This is a genomic window from Ruegeria sp. F12, assembly GCF_056533885.1.
Window position 1 is genome coordinate 295,245 of the sequence record NZ_JBQFOV010000001.1, and the last position, 20,040, is coordinate 315,284.

General features: G+C 60.0%; 17 protein-coding genes. 9 read left to right on the forward strand and 8 right to left on the reverse strand.

Features of this window, described 5'->3' with window-relative positions; translation table 11 throughout:
• Positions 1-134: 134 nt before the first annotated feature.
• The 5 genes from ACR0CA_RS01535 to ACR0CA_RS01555 form a co-directional block, all read right to left on the reverse strand.
• Positions 135-815 carry an orotate phosphoribosyltransferase gene (locus tag ACR0CA_RS01535; RefSeq protein WP_170774339.1) on the reverse strand — a complete coding sequence of 227 codons (681 nt, stop codon included), beginning with the start codon at positions 813-815 and terminating at the stop codon, positions 135-137.
• Between the two features lie 129 nt (positions 816-944).
• The gene (locus tag ACR0CA_RS01540; protein WP_170774337.1) at positions 945-2,126 is read right to left on the reverse strand and encodes an ammonium transporter; all 1,182 of its coding nucleotides are present in this window, start codon (positions 2,124-2,126) and stop codon (positions 945-947) included.
• Between the two features lie 145 nt (positions 2,127-2,271).
• Positions 2,272-2,754: a CinA family protein gene (locus tag ACR0CA_RS01545; RefSeq protein ID WP_170782500.1), complete on the reverse strand. Its 483-nt coding sequence runs from the start codon at positions 2,752-2,754 to the stop codon at positions 2,272-2,274.
• Positions 2,751-3,248: a phosphatidylglycerophosphatase A family protein gene (locus tag ACR0CA_RS01550; protein WP_480897254.1), complete on the reverse strand. Its 498-nt coding sequence runs from the start codon at positions 3,246-3,248 to the stop codon at positions 2,751-2,753. The genes ACR0CA_RS01545 and ACR0CA_RS01550 overlap by 4 nt, the downstream gene beginning before the upstream one ends.
• Positions 3,245-4,375, reverse strand: a complete 1,131-nt coding sequence (locus tag ACR0CA_RS01555; RefSeq protein WP_480897255.1) for a bifunctional 2-C-methyl-D-erythritol 4-phosphate cytidylyltransferase/2-C-methyl-D-erythritol 2,4-cyclodiphosphate synthase — start codon at positions 4,373-4,375, stop codon at positions 3,245-3,247. Before ACR0CA_RS01555 ends, ACR0CA_RS01550 begins: the two co-directional genes overlap by 4 nt.
• 183 nt (positions 4,376-4,558) lie before the next feature.
• Between ACR0CA_RS01555 and dusB the strand changes: the two genes are divergently transcribed.
• The 5 genes from dusB to ntrX all read left to right on the forward strand — a co-directional run bounded on the left by dusB (position 4,559) and on the right by ntrX (position 11,802).
• The gene (dusB, locus tag ACR0CA_RS01560) at positions 4,559-5,542 is read left to right on the forward strand and encodes a tRNA dihydrouridine synthase DusB (protein WP_480874082.1); all 984 of its coding nucleotides are present in this window, start codon (positions 4,559-4,561) and stop codon (positions 5,540-5,542) included.
• The gene (locus tag ACR0CA_RS01565) at positions 5,539-6,606 is read left to right on the forward strand and encodes a two-component system sensor histidine kinase NtrB (RefSeq protein ID WP_170788681.1); all 1,068 of its coding nucleotides are present in this window, start codon (positions 5,539-5,541) and stop codon (positions 6,604-6,606) included. The genes dusB and ACR0CA_RS01565 overlap by 4 nt, the downstream gene beginning before the upstream one ends.
• A gap of 34 nt (positions 6,607-6,640) precedes the next feature.
• Positions 6,641-8,008 (forward strand): response regulator, encoded by a 1,368-nt coding sequence (locus ACR0CA_RS01570; protein ID WP_480897256.1) that lies wholly within the window; start codon positions 6,641-6,643, stop codon positions 8,006-8,008.
• Between the two features lie 99 nt (positions 8,009-8,107).
• On the forward strand, positions 8,108-10,396 hold the full coding sequence (locus tag ACR0CA_RS01575; RefSeq protein WP_480857260.1) for a sensor histidine kinase NtrY-like: 2,289 nt from the start codon (positions 8,108-8,110) through the stop codon (positions 10,394-10,396).
• Complete coding sequence (gene ntrX / locus ACR0CA_RS01580; RefSeq protein ID WP_480897257.1) at positions 10,393-11,802, forward strand: nitrogen assimilation response regulator NtrX; 1,410 nt, start codon at positions 10,393-10,395, stop codon at positions 11,800-11,802. The genes ACR0CA_RS01575 and ntrX overlap by 4 nt, the downstream gene beginning before the upstream one ends.
• Before the next feature lie 12 nt (positions 11,803-11,814).
• Here the strand turns inward: ntrX and ACR0CA_RS01585 are convergent, their stop codons facing one another.
• Entirely contained in the window at positions 11,815-12,294 is a 480-nt protein-coding gene (locus ACR0CA_RS01585; protein ID WP_170774318.1) for a hypothetical protein, read from the reverse strand.
• A 96-nt stretch (positions 12,295-12,390) separates the two neighbouring features.
• Between ACR0CA_RS01585 and trkA the strand changes: the two genes are divergently transcribed.
• From trkA to hflX, 4 genes are all read left to right on the forward strand, one after another.
• Positions 12,391-13,767, forward strand: a complete 1,377-nt coding sequence (trkA, locus tag ACR0CA_RS01590; RefSeq protein WP_170788679.1) for a Trk system potassium transporter TrkA — start codon at positions 12,391-12,393, stop codon at positions 13,765-13,767.
• Positions 13,767-15,305: a TrkH family potassium uptake protein gene (locus ACR0CA_RS01595; protein ID WP_170788678.1), complete on the forward strand. Its 1,539-nt coding sequence runs from the start codon at positions 13,767-13,769 to the stop codon at positions 15,303-15,305. Before trkA ends, ACR0CA_RS01595 begins: the two co-directional genes overlap by 1 nt.
• Before the next feature lie 126 nt (positions 15,306-15,431).
• Positions 15,432-15,671, forward strand: coding sequence for an RNA chaperone Hfq (gene hfq / locus ACR0CA_RS01600; protein WP_005982826.1), 240 nt, complete (start codon positions 15,432-15,434; stop codon positions 15,669-15,671).
• Positions 15,671-16,942 (forward strand): GTPase HflX, encoded by a 1,272-nt coding sequence (gene hflX, locus ACR0CA_RS01605; RefSeq protein WP_480502466.1) that lies wholly within the window; start codon positions 15,671-15,673, stop codon positions 16,940-16,942. The genes hfq and hflX overlap by 1 nt, the downstream gene beginning before the upstream one ends.
• Before the next feature lie 3 nt (positions 16,943-16,945).
• Here hflX and ACR0CA_RS01610 read toward each other — a convergent pair whose 3' ends face one another.
• A complete protein-coding gene (locus ACR0CA_RS01610) occupies positions 16,946-17,341 on the reverse strand; it encodes a nuclear transport factor 2 family protein (protein ID WP_170774310.1) in 396 nt (131 codons plus the stop codon).
• A 107-nt stretch (positions 17,342-17,448) separates the two neighbouring features.
• Entirely contained in the window at positions 17,449-19,911 is a 2,463-nt protein-coding gene (locus tag ACR0CA_RS01615) for a penicillin acylase family protein (protein WP_480897258.1), read from the reverse strand.
• Positions 19,912-20,040 lie beyond the last annotated feature (129 nt).

Here is a 20,040-nt window from a genome sequence, read left to right on the forward strand (position 1 = left end):
GATAAGTTTGGACAACTTTGCCAAAGAACACCGCGCGGCGCAACATTTAGTGCAGCTTCATCGCGGCAGCACTAGATGCGAGCGCTGAGGGGGCGATTCTTTGCCAAGTTACCCCCAGTTTATGCACAGGCACTTTAGGAGGGTTTGTTGGCTTCCTGCCATCCACGCGGGTCGTTCAGGAAGGCTTCGACACCGTCAAGTGTCTCTGCATCAAAGGCTTTCTGCGCTTTTGCTTCGGCCAAAACATCCCACCAAGTGCACAGGTGATGCAGTTTCACACCGTGATCGCCCAGGGTTTTCTCGGTCTCGGGGAAGATGCCGTAGTAAAAGATCACCGCCGTGTGGCCGCAGGTCGCCCCGGTGTCGCGGATCGCATCCACGAAGGACAGCTTTGATCCGCCGTCGGTGGTCAGATCTTCGACCAGCAGAACGCGCTCACCCTCGGACATTGCACCCTCGATCCGGGCATTGCGGCCGTAGCCCTTGGGCTTTTTGCGCACATAGGTCATGGGCAGGGCCATCCGCTCGGCGACCATGGCGGCAAAGGGGATGCCTGCGGTTTCACCACCTGCGATGTTGTCGAACGCCTCGAACCCGGCTTCGCGCATCACGGTGACGGTCAGGAAGTCCATCAGGGTCGAGCGGATGCGGGGGTATGAGATCAGCTTGCGGCAGTCGATATAGGTCGGGCTGGGCAGGCCAGAGGCCAGTGTGAACGGCTCGCGCGCGTTGAAGTGGACGGCTTTGATCTCCAGCAGCATGCGCGCGGTCAGGCGGGCGATTTCGGTGCTGTCGGGGTACGAGCTGGGGATCATGATGCAAACCTCTGGGCTGATAACACGTTGCGGGCTGATAGCCCGCCGCAGGGCACAGAGTCGAGGGGGCGGGCAAAAGAAATGCGGACCCGCAAGGGGCCCGCTTTGCACATTCAGTATGACGCGCGATCAGCTTGTCATGTCGTAAGCGCGCTCACCATGCACCGACAGATCGAGGCCATTGGTCTCGGTCTCTGCATCCACCCGCAGCGGAGTGATCAGCGCGACCAGTTTGATCAGTACAAAGGTAACAACGACTGTGAACACTCCTACGATGACCAGGCCACCCAACTGTGCAGTCCAGGCGCCCAGGCCAAAGACGGCGATCATAAGCGTGCCAAAGATGCCGCCGACGCCATGCACGGCGAATACATCCAGCGTATCGTCGATTTTCAGAACGTTGCGGATGACATTGACGGCTTCCTGACACAACACACCGGCCACGGCACCGATGATCAGCGCCTGAACCGGATCCACATAGCCCGAGGCGGGTGTGATCGAGGCCAAGCCGGCGATCGTACCTGTCACTAGACCGACCATCGAGGCCTTGCCGTACTTGATCCGCTCATACAGCGCCCAAGTCAGAGAGGCAGTCGCGGCCGAGATATGCGTCACGGTCATCGCCATCGCAGCACCGCCGTCAGCGGCCAGTTGCGAACCGCCATTGAAGCCGAACCAGCCAACCCACAGCATCGCGGCACCGATCATGACAAAGCCCGGATTGTGCGGCGGCGTCGTGCGGTTGCGGCGCGGGCCCAGAACCACGGCGATAATCAGCGCGGCCAGACCGGCGGTTTCATGCACCACGATTCCGCCTGCAAAGTCACGCACGCCGACCTCGCCCAAAATGCCGCCATCTGTCAGAATGCCACCACCCCAGATCCAATGCACCACCGGCGCATAGCACAGCAACATCCACAGGCCCGAGAAGGTCAGCACAAAGCCAAAGCCCACGCGCTCGACATAAGCGCCGACGATCAGGGCAGGGGTGATGATGGCAAAGGTCATCTGGAATGCGAAGAAGAGAACCTCGGGCAGCGTGCCCGATAGGCTGTCTGCATCGACACCGTTCAGAAACGCCTTGCCCAGACCGCCCCACAAGCCTGATCCGCCATCGCCGAACGCGATGGAATAGCCTGCGACCAGCCACAGGATGCTCATCAAACAAGCGATCGAGAAACAGTGCATGAACACGCTCAGCACGTTGCGGGCGCGCACGAGGCCGCCATAGAACAGGGCGAGGCCCGGCAATGTCATGAACAGGACCAAGGCGGTTGCCACAATGATCCAGGCTGTATCGGCTCCATTCATCGGCCGGTCTCCTCTTCAACTTGCGTGGCGCGGCTTGAAGCGGATCAGGGACGAGGAAAAAAGAGGCAACATCACAAAAAGCAGCCTGTTTTTGGGGCTTTTTGTGAAAAGGTGATTAAATAGGCGGCGATCAGAGCAACATGCCCTATTTTTGAGCAATACTAGAAAGCGCCTGAGAAAGCAGGCCCAGCGCGTGATCTCGAGCCGCGCGCCGGACGTTTTCCCGACCCAACGGACCAAATTCAACTGTCTCAGACCGTGTGTGCAAACCATCGGCGGCAAGGCCGAAGCAGACACGGCCCTCGGGTTTGAACTCAGACCCGCCGGGGCCTGCAATGCCTGTGATCGACACGGCAAGTTGTGCCTGTGAATGATGCAGCGCGCCTTCGGCCATTTCGCGTGCGACCTCTTCCGAGACTGCGCCGTAAGCATCCAGCGTCGCAGCCTTCACGCCCAGCATCTGTTGTTTGGCGGCGTTGGTGTAGGTGACAAAGCCGCGATCCACTACGGCCGAACTGCCGGGGATATCAGTCAGGGCAGCCGCTACCATGCCGCCAGTGCAGCTTTCAGCAGCGGCAATCATCACACCTTGCGCCTTGGCGCGGTCCAGTAACGTGGCGACGATCAAAGTCCCAACACCCCGTGCGCGATCCCGGCCAGGATCAGCACGCCGATGGCGGCAAACACCCCGGCGATCACATCGTCCAGCATCACGCCCATCGCATCTCCCTTGCGATCCGCCCAACCCACCGGGCCGGGTTTGGTGATGTCGAACAGCCGGAACAGCACGAACCCTGCAACCCAGCCGGGCCAGAGGGCCGTGATCTCGATCCCATGCGCCCAGGAGGGGTAAGAGATCGCCCAAAGCGCGATGAACTGGCCTGCGACCTCATCTACGACGATCTCGGACGGGTCGTGATCCTCTTGCCCTGCGGTCATCACGCGGGTCGCCCAGAGCCCGCCAAAGAACACCGCAAACGTGGCGATCACCAGCAGGGGAAAACCACCCAGTGTATGAAAGACCCACGCCAAGGGCAGGGCGGCCAGTGACCCCCACGTGCCCGGTGCGGGGCGTAGATAACCCAAGCCACAGACGGTTCCGATCAATTGTGCCGCGTTCATGATTTCACCAGACAGGCTGTAGCCAGAGAAGCAATACCTTCGCTGCGGCCAGTGAAGCCCAGCCGCTCTGATGTGGTCGCCTTGACTGAGATCTGATCGGTCCGCAGCCCCATAATCCGAGCCATCCCGATCCGCATCGCCTGGGCATGGGGGCCGATCTTGGGGTATTCGCAGACCAGTGTGCAATCGATATTCGAGATCGCGTATCCCATCGTCGCGGCCAGTTCGACCGCATGGCGCAGGAAAATCTCGCTGGCGGCCCCTTTCCATTTTGGGTCCGAGGGCGGGAAGTGTTGGCCGATATCGCCCTGCGCCAGCGCGCCATAGATCGCATCGGTTACGGCGTGCATTCCCACATCAGCGTCCGAATGCCCCTGCAGCCCACGATCATGCGGCACCTGCACGCCGCAGAGGATTACATGATCCCCGTCGCCAAAGCGATGCACGTCATACCCGTTGCCCAGCCTTACATCCATTTTCGTTCCCAATATGCGTTCCGCCCGGGCAAAATCCTCGGGCCGTGTGATTTTGATATTGTCCGCATCGCCAGGCACGATGGCCACGTCCAAACCTGCGGCCCGAGCAACCTCGACATCATCTGCGGCACTGCCGGAATACGCAGCATGGGCCGCGACTATAGCGTCATAGTGAAAGCCCTGCGGCGTCTGCGCGGCGAACAGGCCGCTGCGGTCTTGTGTGCCGGTGACGGTTGCGCCATCTCCGGTCCAGAGCGCGTCTGTCATCGCCAATCCGGGGGCTGCTGCAGGGCGAGTTTCCAACGCTTGCAACACGTTGCGAATAATCTGCGTGCTGACACAGGGGCGGGCGACGTCGTGGATCAGAACGCGGGTCACATCCAAACCGCTCAGGGCGGCCAGCCCCTTGCGCACCGATCCCGCGCGATCCTCGCCGCCTGCGGTCAGAATCAGGCCCGACTCGGCGAGCTCTGCCCACGCTTCTTGGTCATCAGGTGATAGAACTAGCGCAATATGATCGACGTGCTCATGAAACCGCTCGATCGTCCAGTCCGCGACGCGGCGTCCGGCTAGAGGCCGCCATTGTTTCGGGATACCCCCTCCGGCCCGCAGGCCGCGTCCTGCGGCAACGATAATGGCGGCGGTGGTCATAAGGAGTGTCTCCGGCAAATTCAGGGCAATGTTTAGGGTGCGGTGAATGCAGAGGCAATCACCCGCGTTAACCCGCCTAAAAATTAAGCATGTGATGATTTTGCGGGCTTTTCAGTTGCCGATTTGTTGTTCATATACGCTCAATTCGATATCTAAGTCGCATCTGCCCAAGGATTAAGCACGTTGACACTGCAACTCGCTGAAAAAGACCTGACCCCTCCGGTTCTGCTGGCCCCGATGGCCGGAATCACCGACCGCCCGTTCCGCGATCTGGTGATGCGCTTTGGCGCGGGCATGGTGGTTAGTGAGATGGTCGCCAGTCAGGAAATGGTGCAGGCCAAACCCGGCGTGCGCGAACGGGCCGAGCTGTCGGCCGACGTGGAAAACACCGCCGTTCAACTGGCCGGGCGCGAGGCGCATTGGATGGCCGAGGCCGCCCGGCAGGTCGCTGATCGGGGCGCACGGGTGATCGACATCAACATGGGGTGTCCCGCCAAAAAGGTAACGAATGGCTATTCCGGTTCGGCGCTGCTGAAAACGCCGGATCATGCGCTGACATTGATCGAGGCGGTGATCGCGGCGGTCGATGTTCCGGTCACGCTGAAAACGCGGTTGGGGTGGGACGACAAGTTACTGAACGCGCCGGACGTCGCGCGGCGCGCGCAGGAGGTAGGCGTGCAAATGGTGACTATCCACGGGCGCACGCGCTGTCAGTTCTACAAGGGGCAGGCGGACTGGCAGGCCATCCGTGCGGTGAAAGAGGCGGTCGATATCCCCGTTATTGCAAACGGGGATATCGTGGATACAGAAACAGCGGGAATAGCTCTGAACCAGTCAGGCGCGGATGGCGTCATGATCGGGCGTGGCGCTCAGGGTCAGCCCTGGGTCCTGGCGCAGGTATGCCACGATCTTTATGGCGCGCCGGCACCGGTGGTGCCGCAGGGCGATGACCTGATCGAGATGGTGCGAACGCATTATCAGGCGATGCTGGGCTTTTACGGTACCGATCTGGGTCTGCGCGTCGCGCGTAAGCATCTGGGTTGGTACATGGATCAGGCTAGAACGCCCGCAGCCTTGCGCCGCGCTGTTCTGACTTCTCGCGATACGGATGAGGTGATCCGCCTGCTGGGTGACGCGCTTGGGACGCAAGTGGAGGCGGTTGCATGAATTCGGACCAGAGTATTTGGACTTCGCTTCCGGTACCAGCCTTCATCATTGATGGCGACGATCGGATATCCGACGTCAATTCAGCCGGAGAGGGCTTCCTGAACGCCTCGCGTAAATCGGTGATCGGGCACCCGGTGTGGGATCAGATCGCGGTTGATGCCCCTCTCGAGGAAGCGTTCGAGCGGGCGCGGGCACAGGGAACACCCCTGTTCGTGAATGATGTAGATGCGGGATCGGGTAATCGTGCGCCGCTGCAATGCGCGCTACAGATTGCCCCTTTGGTTGGGCATCCGGGGTCGATGATCATGATCATCTCACCGCGCGAGTTGGCGGGACGGATGACGCGGGGCAATACGGTTAAATCGGCGGCGCAGTCGGCGATTGGTATGGCCGAGATGTTGGCGCATGAGATCAAGAACCCGCTGGCCGGCATCACCGGCGCTGCGCAATTGCTGAGCATGAATATCTCTCAGCAAGACCTTGAGTTAACAGATCTTATCGTTGCCGAGAGCCGTCGAATTGTAAAGCTGCTGGAACAGGTCGAGCAATTCGGAAACCTGTCGGAGCCCGACTTCAAACCTGTCAATATCCACGACGTTCTGGACCGCGCGCGACGCTCTGCGTTGCTGGGGTTCGGCGCGCATATGAAGATTATCGAGGACTACGACCCCTCGTTGCCCTTGGCCTATGGCGACCCCGATCAATTCCTTCAAGTTATTCTGAACCTATTGAAGAATGCTTCGGAAGCAGCTGATTCCAAAGGCGGAACCATTCGTCTGCGGACGTATTTCGAACATTCCTTCCGCCTGCGGCGCAGCGATGGCTCGGGCCATTCGTTGCCCCTGCAGGTTGAGATCATCGACGATGGTCCGGGCCTGCCCGAGAAAATCCGTAGCGATATTTTCGACCCTTTCGTGTCGGGCAAGGAAAACGGCACCGGCCTCGGGCTGGCGCTGGTGAGCAAGATCATCTCGGACCATGACGGCTGGATTTCCGCCGACTCGGTGCCGGGCCGCACGGTGTTTCGTATCTCGCTGAGGCGGGCACCGAAGGATGCAACGTAGGACAAAGCCGACAAGAGCTTAAGGAGAGCACCCAATGGATGGAACAGTACTGGTCGCAGATGACGACCGCACGATCCGCACCGTTTTGACACAGGCCCTGACGCGGGCGGGGTGCAAGGTGCACGCGACCTCTTCGTTGACCACGCTGATGCGCTGGGTTGGCGAAGGGAAAGGCGATGTGGTGATCTCAGATGTCGTTATGCCGGATGGCAATGGCCTGGAGATGCTGCCCAAGATCGCGCAGGACCGACCCGGCCTGCCTGTCATCGTGATCTCGGCCCAGAACACGATCATGACGGCGATTCAGGCGGCCGAGGCCGATGCCTATGATTATCTGCCCAAGCCGTTTGACCTGCCTGATCTGATGAAACGGACCGCGCGAGCGCTGGAGCAGAAACAGCGCGTGCAAATCGACGCCAGCGAACCGGCGCAGGACCGCCCAGAAGAACTGCCCCTAGTCGGGCGGACCCCGGTGATGCAGGCGCTGTACCGGTTGGTCGCACGGGTGATGAACACTGATCTTTCGGTGATGATATCCGGTGAAAGTGGAACAGGTAAATCATTGATTGCACGGGCTATTCATGATTTCTCGGACCGTCGCACACTGCCCTTTGTCACGGCAACAGCCGCTGATTTGCGCGATCTGGAAGGTCCTGCACGGGTGATGGCGCGGGTTCGAGGTGGGACGTTGCTGATCGACGAGATTGCCGATATCGAGGACGAACTGCAGGCGCGTATCGTTCGCATGATGGACACGCCCGGCGACCACGTCCCGCGCTTTATGGCCACCAGCCAGTCGGACCTGACCGACGCGATGGAGAGCGGGCGCGTGCGTCAGGACCTGTATTACCGTCTGTGCGGCGCGACAATCCACGTGCCTGCGCTGCGCGAACGTGTGGATGACATCACCCTTTTGGCCGACCACTTTCTGGCGCGGGAAGAGCGCGAACACGGCACCAAACGCTGGCTCAGCCCGGATGCGGTAGAGCTGGTGCGGCGCTATTCGTGGCCGGGCAATGTGCGACAGTTGGAAAACGCGATCCGTCGCCTCAGCCTGACCAGCCGTGCCGATGAAATCTCGAAATCCGAGGTCGAGGCGGTTCTGGGCAGCCAGCCCGAAGCCGAACCTGTTCTGGGCGATGGTGAGCGCGAGAAACTGTCGACTTCGGTCGCGCGTCACTTGCGGCGGTATTTCGACCTGCACGGCAATATTCTGCCCCCACCGGGTCTGTATCAACGCATCCTGCGCGAAGTAGAGGCCCCTCTGATCGAATTGGCCCTGGATGCAACCGGCGGAAATCAGGCAAAATGTGCTGATCTTCTGGGGATTAACCGGAATACGCTGCGGAAAAAGATCACAGACCTCGATATTCAGGTGACACGCCGCCGCAAACTGATGTAATATCGCCACACAAAGCGTGGCATTCGGGTTCAACCCCGACAAGGACCACGAAATATGGCGGTTTGCCGTGAAAACGGCGCATCAGGATGAGGGCAGACGGTGGCATCCCGAGCACAGAGCGGGCTGATCCTATCGATTAATCGGTGGCGGAAATCCCGAAAGCTGCGCAATATTAGCACCTTGGGTCTAGTTCTTCTGGGCCCGGTTCTGGCGTTGGTGACCTATCTGGTCATCGGTCCCTTTGACTTGGGCACAACCGCGCCGTCGCTGCGCCTGATTCTGCTGGCAGATCTGGTCTATGTGCTGGTGGTTGCTGCGCTGGTTCTCAGCCAATTGGGCAGTTTGATCGCCGCGCGCCGGGCGAAATCGGCCGGATCGCGTCTGCACCTGCGTCTGATTGGTGCCTTTACCCTGCTCGCACTGGTGCCGACAGTGACGGTGGCGATTTTCGCTGGCCTGACGGTGAATATCGGTCTCGAGGGCTGGTTCTCGGACCGGGTGAGGCAGGTTGTTGGCTCATCCCTGACCGCAGCCGAAGCCTATGAGCAGGAGCACCGCGAAGGTTTGCGGCAGGACGCGACGGTTCTGGCGCTGTACCTCAACAATGCGCGCGCGGTGGATTTCTATATCTCGGACGCGGAATTGCGCGCGGTTCTTGCGCAAGGGCAATCGCAAATTCAGCGTGGGCTGCGTGAGGCTTATGTCATTGACGGAGCAGGGGAAATAAAGTCGCGCGGCGACCGGTCTTACCTGTTCAACTATGAGGCACCGACGCCCGAGCAGATCGTAGAGGCCTCGGACACGGGCCTTCTGATCATCGACGATTGGCAAAACAGTGAATTCCGGGCGCTCGTGCCGCTACGCGCCTATCTGGACCGGTATCTCTATGTCAGCCGCGAGGTGGATGGTCAGTTGTTGACGCTGCTGGATGACACCAAGGAAACGGTACAGTTCTATCAACAGCTTGAAAGCGAACGGGGCAGGGTACTGTTCGAATTTGGTCTGCTCTATCTGGGATTTGCGGTCATTTTGATCTTGGCGGCGATGTCGCTGGGTATGTGGTTTGCCGAGCGCCTGTCGCGTCCCGTCGGACGGCTTACTACAGCGGCGCAACGTGTGGGGGCCGGTGATCTGAGCGTTCAAGTCATCGAAGAGGCCAGCGACGACGAGATTGCCATATTGGGACGTTATTTCAACCAGATGACGCGGCAACTTAATGCACAGCGCGACACTCTGCTAGAAAATACCCGCCAGATCGAACGTCGTCGTCGGTTGTTCGATTCGGTGCTCAGTTCGGTCACGTCGGGCGTTGTTGGTGTCGATCCCGATGGGTGCGTTACACTGGTGAACCGTTCGGCGGAACGATTGTTGGACTGGTCGCGCGGGGACGAAACGCTGGCGATTGGCATAGCGGTGCCCGAGTTTCTGCCCTTGTTCGAAAGCCTTAAGGAAAGCGGGCAGGAAGCCGTTCAGGGTGAGGTCAAGGTGACGCGCAAGGGCCGTCTTGAAAACCTGCTGGTGCGGATGGCAACCAGACGGGGTGAGGATGGCGGGCTAGAAGGCTATGTTGTCGCCTTTGATGACGTGACCGATCTGGTTAGCGCGCAGCGGATGGCCGCGTGGGGCGATGTGGCGCGACGCATTGCGCATGAGATCAAGAACCCGCTGACCCCGATCCAACTGAGCGCCGAGCGGATCAAACGCAAATTCTCGCGGAAGCTGGATGAAGAGGATTGCGATAGCCTTGTATCCATGACCGATGTGATCGTACGGCAGACCAATGATCTGCGGCGGATCGTGGACGAATTCTCGAAATTCGCACGGATGCCCGAGCCCGATCGGCGTGAAGAAAACGTTGTCGATCTGGTGCGCGAGGCGGTTTTGTTGCAGCAATCAGGGCAGCCCGATGTCGAGATCACAGCGCAATTGCCAGATGATCCGATTCCAGCTGATCTAGATGCGACGATGTTGAACCAGGCTCTGACGAACCTGATCAAGAATGCCGGGGAAGCCATAGAAACCCTTAAGCAAAAAGGCCCCCCCGAGAACCTGAAGCCACAAATCAAAGTGGACGTAGAACGCGATGACGCGGGTACCGTCATCACCATTGCAGACAACGGCATTGGCTTGCCCGAAGATCGGGCGCGCCTGTTCGAGCCGTATGTGACAACGCGGGACGCCGGGACAGGTTTGGGCCTGCCCATCGTCAAAAAGATTATCGAAGAGCATGGCGGCGCGCTGACTTTAGAAGATGCGCCGGTCTTCGACGGACAGGACCATTTTGGCGCGATGGCCGTGATCCGTTTACCAGCGGGTAATTTTTCCCCGTCTGACGCGCCCCAAAAGCAGGCAATTCAAACAAACAAACTGAAAGCAGGCCAAAGATGAGCGACATTCTGATCGTAGATGACGAACGCGATATTCGCGAACTGGTGTCCGACATTCTGGAGGACGAGGGCTATACGACCCGCTTGGCAGGGAACTCGGATGAGTGCATGGCCCAGATCAACTCGGAACCGCCGGGGCTGTTGATTCTGGATATCTGGCTGAAGGATAGCCGGATGGACGGGATCGACATTTTGAAAACCGTCAAACGTGACAACCCGGATGTGCCGGTGGTGATTATTTCCGGCCACGGCAACATCGAAATTGCGGTCGCGGCGATCAAGCAGGGGGCTTATGACTTTATCGAAAAGCCCTTCAATATTGACCAGTTGATGGTGGTCATCCGTCGTGCAATGGAAACATCGCGTCTGCGCCGCGAGAATGCCTCGCTCAAGCGCAAAGAGGTGACAAATTCCGATATGATCGGCAAATCCGCCTCGTTCCGAGCGATGCAGGGGCAGTTGGACAAGGTCACAAAATCGAACGGCCGCGTCATGCTGAGCGGCCCGGCAGGGTCGGGCAAAGAGATTGCCGCGCGCTATATCCACGCGCATTCCAACCGCGCCAATGGGCCCTTCGTGACCGTGAATTGCGCCGGGATCGAACCCGAACGCGTGGAAGAAGTTCTGTTTGGCCGCGAATCCTCGGACCGAGGGGTCGAACCGGGCCTGCTGGAGGAGGCCCACGGCGGTGTGGTCTATTTCGACGAGGTTGCCGATATGCCACTGGGCACGCAGTCCAAAATCCTGCGCGTGCTGGTCGACCAGCAATTCCAACGTGTCGGTGGGTCGGACAAGGTTCGGGTGGATTTGCGCGTGATCTCATCCACCAACAAGGATCTGGATGCCGAGATTGCCGCTGATCGCTTCCGCGAGGAACTGTATCACCGGCTGAATGTGGTGCCGATCGACGTGCCCTCGCTTGAGGATCGGCGCGAAGATATTCCGGTTTTGGCCCAGCATTTCATCGAGATGTGCAACGAAACGCAGGGCCTGCCGGTTCGCGAGATTTCCGAAGAAGCGGTGGCCTTGCTGCAGACCATGACATGGCCGGGTAATGTGCGTCAGTTGAAAAACCTGATCGAACGGGTGCTGATCCTGGGCGACGGCACGGGGCCGATCGAGGCTAAAGAGCTGCCGACCGAGGATGAAAAGGCCGACGATTCCGGCCGCGTTGTTCTGTCTGGCGCACTGGCGACCTTGCCGCTGCGCGAAGCCCGCGAGGCGTTCGAGCGGGAATACCTGCTGACCCAGATCAACCGCTTTGGCGGCAATATCAGCCGCACCGCCAGCTTTGTCGGGATGGAGCGCAGCGCGCTGCACCGCAAGCTGAAATCACTGGGCGTGGTGACGTCGAACAAATCGGGCGCAAGGGTGGCGCAACTGGACGAACCGGAGCCGGCGGAATAATCCGCCGGTCCTTCACCCCGTCTGGCCGGGTGTGATGATCTGAAACGATCCGTCGTCGAATTTAACAAAGCAGGACTCGGTTCCGATCGGCGGAAATTGGGTCGTGCGTGCGGGTGGTACACTGGCTTTTATCCGTTGCTTGCATGGTGGCAGGCTGATCGGGCGATACCCTTTGGCCGCCATGCACTGTGCTTCAACACGGTCGCGTAGGCCTTTATTGACGTCCACGGTGTAGATCTGCCCAGGCTGCCACCATCCCGCTGTGCGATAACAATTGCCGCGCCCGTCGCAGCGGGTACGGCCCGGCCAATAGGTGGGGGGGCCTTGACGCACCTGGGTCGCCACCGGAGCGTCATCCAGTGCCTGAACCTGACATTGTGTAGTCTCGGTCTGCACACGCGAAACGCTTGCGCCTTCTTGGTAATACATCGAAAGCGGACCGCATGAGGTCAACGCAAAGACAGGTATCAGGAAACGGGCAACTGTTTTCATAGGCTTATCTTGCCCTCGGCAGGCGGAAATGACAATTCGATTGACCGTTTTGGGGCCATCTGTCATTCAATCCTTTCAGGCAGAAGGGCCAGGTATATGAAGGTCATCATTTGCGGGGCCGGTCAGGTTGGCTGGCAGATTGCGCGGCATCTGTCGGGCGAACTGAATGACGTTACAGTGGTTGACAACAACCCGGACCTGGTGCGTCGCGCCACGGAAACACTGGACGTTCAGGGTATTGCCGGCTTTGCCAGCTATCCTGACGTACTTCAGCGCGCGGGCGCCCGTGATGCGGATATGATCATCGCCGCCACCCATTCCGATGAGGTGAACATGGTCACCTGTCAGATGGCGCATTCTGTCTTTTCGATCCAGCGCAAGATTGCCCGATTGCGGTCTAAATCCTATTTACAGGCCATCCATTCCGACCTGTATCGCCGCGATCACTTGCCCATCGACGTGGTCATCAGCCCTGAACGCGAGGTGGCCGCCGCCGCCATGCGCCGCCTTTCGGCCCCTTCGGCCTTTGATACCGAGATGTTCATGGACGGGCAGGCGCAGCTTTTGGGCATCCGCATTGACGAGGATTGCCCGATCGTAAACACGCCCCTACGTCAGTTGACCGATCTGTTCTCGACCCTCAGCTCGATCGTGGTTGGGGTGCGGCGCGAGGGGACTCTGTTTGCCCCGGAGTCCGAGGACCAGCTGTTCGTTGGTGACGAATGCTATGTCTTTGCCAACGTAAAAGACGTCGACCGCACGATGGAGGTTTTCGGCAAGGCGCAAAAGAAACAGGACCGCGTGGTCATCGTGGGCGGCGGCAATGTCGGGCTCGAGGTTGCGAGGACGCTTGAGGAACGCGAAAGCCGGGTGCGCGCCAAGATCATCGAACGCGACCGCAGCTGTGCCGAACTGGCCGCCGAAGCGTTGGAGCGCACGATTGTTCTGAACGGCGATGGCTTGGACTCCGCGCTGTTGCGCGAGGCCGGGATCGAGCGTGCCGACGCTATGCTGGCCGTCACTGACGACGACCGTGCCAACTTGCTGGCCGCCGTGCGGGCCAAGGCCGAGGGTTGTGCGCTGGCGATTGCACTGATCAATGATCCCAGCATGGTGGCCTTGATGGGACCTTTGGGCATTGACGCCTATATCAACCCGCGCGCCACCACTGTGAGCTCGATCCTGCGCCACATCCGCCATGGGCGCGTGCGGCAGGTTTATTCCATCGGCGATGCCGAGGCCGAGGTGATCGAGGCCGAGGTTCTATCGACCTCTCCCATGGCGGGGCAAAAGCTGCGTGACATCGACTTTCCCGAGGGCGTTCTGGTCGGGGCTGTTCGCAAAGGTGATGAGTTGCTGCGCCCCACGGGCAGCCTGCGGATCGAAGAGAAAGACGTGCTGGCGATCTTTGCCATGGCCAAGGACGTGCCCGAGGTCGAGCGCTTGATGCAGGTTTCGATTGATTTCTTCTGATGGAGCGCGCGCGGACACAGCGGATCGGATTGGTGCGGCGCTTGCCGCTGTTTCTGCTGATCTGGGCCATTGCCGCGCTGTCCATGTGGATACCCGCGATTTATGCGCTGGTTCTGGATGATCACGACACCTCGCGCTCGTTCTTCTATTCTGGGTTTCTTGGGCTATTTATTGTGGCCATCATTGCTTTGGCCTCATCGAACCGTGTGCCGCGCAGGGGGACATTGGGGCAGTTGGCGGTGCTTTTGGCCTGTTTCACCGTTTTGCCCCTCTATTTGGCAATCCCGCTGCATGACGCTTTGGGGAATACCACTTTTCTGAACGCCTATTTCGATATGGTCAGCGCCTTGACCACAACCGGCGCCGACCTGTTTCCCGACCCCGATCGTCTGAACGCGCCTCTGCATTTCTGGCGCGCGCAAGTGGGGTGGATGGGTGGCCTGCTGATGTGGATTTCAGCTGCCGCGATCCTGGCCCCTTTGTCGCTAGGCGGGTTCGAGGTTACTGCGCGTGGCCAACCGGGTCGTCCGGTCTCGGGTGTGGCGCAAAGCGAAAAGGTTGACCCGCGCGGGCGGCTAATCCGGGTCGCGCGGACGCTTACACCGATCTATGCCGGTCTGACGCTTGTGATCTGCCTGCTGCTGTTGATTGCGGGCGAGCAGGGTCTGACGGCGATCTGCCACGCCATGTCTACGATGGCGACCTCGGGGATTTCCCCCGTCGGCGGAATGGAGGGCGCGCAGGCCGGAATCACGGGCGAGGCGATCCTGTTCTTGTTTCTGTTCTTCGCCTTGTCGCGCCTAACCTTTTCGACCGACACCGCAACAACCGGCTATTCGCGCCTGGACAAAGACCCGGAATTTCGCATCGGACTGATGATCGTTGGCGCCGTCGCTGCGCTTTTGTTCGTCCGGGTTTGGCTGGGGGTCAATGAGATCGGCAACCGGTTAGAACCGATGCAGGCGGTCAATGTGATTTGGGGTATGCTCTTTACAGGCTTGTCCTTTTTGACCACGGCAGGGTTTGAAAGCGCGAACTGGAACGATGCGCAGCAACTGTCTGGCCTTGGCACGCCGGGTCTGATCCTGATGGGCATTGCTCTGATCGGCGGCGGGGTCGCGACAACCGCCGGTGGGGTCAAACTGCTGCGCGTGTTTGCGCTCTATCTGAATGGTGCGCGCGAGATTGACCGGCTGATCTATCCATCCTCGGTCAGTGGGGTGGGCGGCGGTAACCGACGTATTCAAAGCGATGGTGCATTCATTGCGTGGATCTTCTTGATGATGTTCGCTTTGACCGCCGCGCTGTTCAATATGTTGCTGGCCGCGATGGGGGCGGGGTTCGAACAGGCGATGGTGCTGACGGTCGCGGCGCTCAGCACCACGGGTCCGCTGATCGAACTGGCAACCGATGTACCTCTGCGCCTGATTGACCTTTCGTCAAACGCGAAGCTGACCATGTGCGCGGCGATGGTGATTGGCAGATTGGAGACTCTGGCCATTATTGCCTTGATTACGCCCACGCTCTGGCGGGACTGAGAATCAACACTCGTGTTAATGATTGATTTTTCATCTGGAAACTCGGTTAACGACACTCCATACTCCGCCAGAGGGAGCGCGTTGGTCCGCAGCGCGTAGCAAGAACAATGGCGAGTTTATAAAAATATGGCTTCGGACAGACAGAATCTGCAGGACGCGTTCCTGAACAATGTACGTAAGGCAAAGGTCCCGGTCACAATTTTCCTGATCAACGGTGTGAAATTGCAAGGTGTGATCACGTGGTTTGATAACTTTTGCGTGTTGTTGCGCCGCGACGGACAGTCGCAGCTGGTTTATAAGCACGCGATCTCGACCATCATGCCATCACAGCCGATCAACCTGTATGAGGGCGAAGACGCCTCTTGATGGAACATGACAGGACGCGCACCCGTGCCTGGGTGCTGCATCCGGAAATCAAGTCAGATGAACAGCGTCGTGTCCCCGAACCGGCGCTGGCAGAGGCGGTTGCACTGGCCGCTGCGTTGCCCGACCTCGACGTGGTCGGCTCTGAAATCGTGCGCCTGCCGCGGGCGCAGGCCGGGTTGTTGTTCGGCAGTGGTAAGATCGAAGAACTGGCCGAGCGGCTACATGACAATGAAATTGAGTTGGTGCTGATCGACGGCCCGGTGACACCCGTTCAGCAACGAAACCTCGAAAAAGCGTGGAAGGTTAAAATCCTCGACCGGACCGGGCTGATCCTTGAGATTTTCAGCGACCGCGCCCGTACCCGCGAGGGTGTGCTTCAGGTCGAGATGGCCGCGCTCAGCTACCAGCGCACCCGTCTTGTGCGCGCTTGGACCCACCTTGAACGACAGCGCGGCGGATTGGGTTTTGTCGGCGGCCCCGGCGAGACGCAGATCGAAGCCGACCGGCGCGCCATTGACGAACAACTTGTTCGCTTGCGGCGGCAGTTGCAGAAGGTGGTCAAGACCCGCACCTTGCACCGTGCGGCCCGTGCCAAGGTGCCGTATCCGATTGTGGCGTTGGTGGGTTATACCAACGCGGGCAAGTCCACTCTGTTCAACCGTCTGACCGGGGCCGAGGTGATGGCCAAGGACATGTTGTTCGCCACGCTTGACCCGACCATGCGCCGGGTAGAACTGCCCGACGGCCCCGAGGTGATCCTGTCGGACACGGTGGGCTTCATCTCGAACCTGCCGACCGAGCTGGTGGCGGCTTTCCGCGCCACGCTCGAGGAAGTGTTGGGCGCGGATATCGTCGTGCATGTGCGCGACATCAGCCATGAAGAGACTGACGAACAGGCCCGCGATGTCGAAACGATCCTGACCTCGCTGGGTGTGGATGACGCGCGCCCCCGGCTTGAGGTCTGGAACAAGATCGACCTGTTGACCGCCGACAATCGCGAAGCCGCCATAGCCCGCGCCGAGCGTGATCCTGCGGTTTTTGCCATCTCGGCGGTGACTGGCGACGGGGTTGACGCGCTGCTGACCGAGATCGCCACCAAGCTGCAAGGCGTCCGTCACGAGATCACCCTGACGCTCAGCTTTGCCGAGGGCGACAAACGCGCGTGGCTGTTCCGTCAGGACGTCGTGCGGTCCGAGGAGCAGACTGAGGATGGCTTTCAGATAACCGTCTTGTGGACGGATAAGCAGGCGGCGCAGTTCGCCGCCCTCTAGGTGTTATGCCCCGTCGATCTGCCGCTGGTAATCGTCAGCATCGAACCAGCCTAGCGAGGATTTGACCTTGTTATCCGCGGTCAGTTCCCATTCTTCCCAGCCTCGGGCAACGACGTGGTTGCCGGTCTGTGCATGGTGCCCTTCAAGGGTCCAAACAAAGATGGCGTGGCTCCCCGCCCAACGCAGCATGTCGCAGCGCACTTCAAGATCCGGGAAGTCGGCATAGAACCCGCGTGCCATCTCGGCCACCGCAGCGCGACCGACAATGGGCTCGCCCCGATTGATGATGATTTGCCCGTCGGGTGCATAGAAACTTGCAACGGCGTCCGGGTCGCCTGAACTCCACGCGATTGCATAGTCGCGCGCAAGATTGTTCATCGTATCTCTAATACTGGCCATCAATTCCCCCGGTCTCAAATCGTTTCACCTTGAGATCGTAAGCCAGAACACGGGTCTGCGTCCACGAAACCTTGTTTTCAGGGCAATGTCTTGCCTAAAACCCGGTGTCAGCGCGGGGTCAGGTGGGTCACGCCGACCGCCGCCGCACGCGCCAGATCAAGGTCCAGCGACATTGGGATGTATTCCCCGCGCCGCCACAGCTGCGCCTGATCGTCATAGTAGCGCGACAGGAAATGGCCCGACTGACCTGTGGCCGTGATAAAGACCGAGCTGTCAGGGTCGGCGAAATCATAGACGCCCCGATACCCCGCGCCATGTACGTTCTGGAATGGGTCTGGCCCTTCGCCCGAGGTGCGCCCCCGCAGCAAAGTATTGTCGCCGCCGCTGGTGGATTGACGGATATTTACGAAGAACCGCAGAACCGGAACCGAGCCCAGAACCGGGTGATCATGGGTGGCCTGATGTGCATCGCCCCAACGCAGAGATTCCAGCGCTCCACCGTATTTCTCGGAAATCCAGATCAGCGCATCGTCCAGCGCCAGTCGCGCCATGTCAGTGCAGGTTTCGACCGGTGCGCTTTGACGGACGTCACACCAAACTGACGCGCCGTCGATGTCGCGGTAGACGCGCTCGATGAACAGCGGCTCGACATGTTTGTATTCTGCGGCTAGCGGGCCCAGCTCGTCCGAGATCAGGCGGATTTGTAGCGCCCGCAACCAGGCGGCATAAATCAGCGGTTCGGGCAGGTGCTCGTTCATCTCGCCGTTCCATTCGGCCAGCAGACCAAGCGCGATCTGGCGCTGGCGTTCGGGCGTGCCTTCGGGTGCAGAGGCACCGGTGAACCACAGGTCCGCACCGATCAGCGGCAGAAGCGAGCGGGCTGTGAAACTGACCGTGTCTAGCTGCGCCTCGATAAAGCTGTCGCGGGTGTGCACTTCGCGCGATTGCATCAAACGCTGCCAGCGGTGAATGCGCTGTGTGTCGCCCCATTCGTATGAAACATGTTCGGGAAAGGGACGGTCGATGATCTTGTTGTTGGTATTGCCCAAAATGCCGCCCGCCGGGGCCACAAATTCGGGGTTGTCGGCATAGGGCAGGCGACCTTGCCAGCGGTTCTCGTTCAGCCAGCCGGGTGTCGGGATACGGCCCCGGCTTTGGTTGCGCAGGGCGCGGCGTGGCATGGCCCCGATCAGTTTCATCCCGATGGTGGTCCGATCGACCAGCGACAGGTTCTGTGACGGAGCGATATAGCCCTCGGCTGCTTCGATCCCTTGACGCACGCTGTCGGCATTCATCAGGGCCAATGCGGCGGACATGGAGGTGTCCTGCGCACTCAGCGCGGTCCACGACAATGAAGTCACGTGACCGGGTGGAGTGATCGTTTCCAGATCATAGTGGCTGCCGGGCAGCACAGGCCCGTTCTCGGTCCAGCGCAGGGTCAGGGTGATCGGGGCTTCGTCCTTGATCTCGATGATCGAGGGGCGCGCGCGGAAGGCTTTGAACCCGTCCGGTGTTTCGTATTCCTCGGGGTTGTCGGGGTTGAGCCGTTCGATATGCACATCCTGATCGTCCAGATAGGACGAGGTCAGTCCCCATCCCAGCCGATCACTGCGCCCGGCCATGACCGCAGGCACACCAGGGATTGTCGCGCCGATCATGCCGCCTTTGGCCAGCTCTAACCGTGCCAGATACCAGACGCCGGGTGCGGTGAAGCCCAGATGCGGATCATTGGCCAACAGGGTGCCGCCAATAGCCGAGCGTGAGGGGGCAGCGGTCCACGCGTTGGACGCGCCTGCAAGGCCGTGCTTGGGGAAGGGCGACAGCGGACTATCGGACATCGGCGTGCCATGGGCATAGCGCGGAAGTCCGGGAAAGAGCGTGGCATATTCCGGTAGAGCCGCGATCCCGGCACCGGGTACATCGGGCAGGATATCGGCCAACCGAGCCGAGTCGTTCAGCATAAGCGAAGTGCGCGCGCGCAGCACCTCATCCTCAAGGTGGCCGGACAGTTGCAGCGCCATCAGCTTGATGACGGCAAGGCTGTCTCCGGGCTGCCAGGGCGAAACGGGGGCGTTGAACAGAAACATCTCGGGCGCGCCGCGGCCAAGGGCCATTTCGTTGATCTCGTCCAAACGCGCATTCACGCCCGCCGCATAGGCCCGCAGGGCGGCTTTGGTATAGTCGTCCTGTACCTGAAACGAGCGATGCGCCAGACCGTAGAGGTCCAACCGGCGCAGCAACTTGTCGATATTGACCGTGCGTGCGCCGAAGACCTCGGACAGGCGACCCTGGGCGGTGCGGCGCATGACGGTCATCTGCCACAAACGATCCTGCGCGTGGGCGTAGCCCAGCCCAAAGAACACATCCGGGTCGGATTGACCCAGAACATGGGGTACATTTGCGGTGTCTCGCACGATTTCGACGGGGGCGGTCACGCCCCGCACGGCGACGGTCTGGTTATACTCGGGCAGGGATTGGCTAGCCAAAAAATAAACCAGAAGCACAGCCCCCAGCGTCAACATGACAAGGGCCGAGGTGATACGCACCAACCAGCGAAAAACTATACCCATCTGCGGTCCATGATCCGTTCCGTCAAACCTTGCCCGCAGAGTAAAGGAAGGCTGTACCAACCGAAAGAGGAACGCCACGAAATATGCAGGTTTAACTCTGCTTTAGAAACGCAAAACCCCGCCACGACC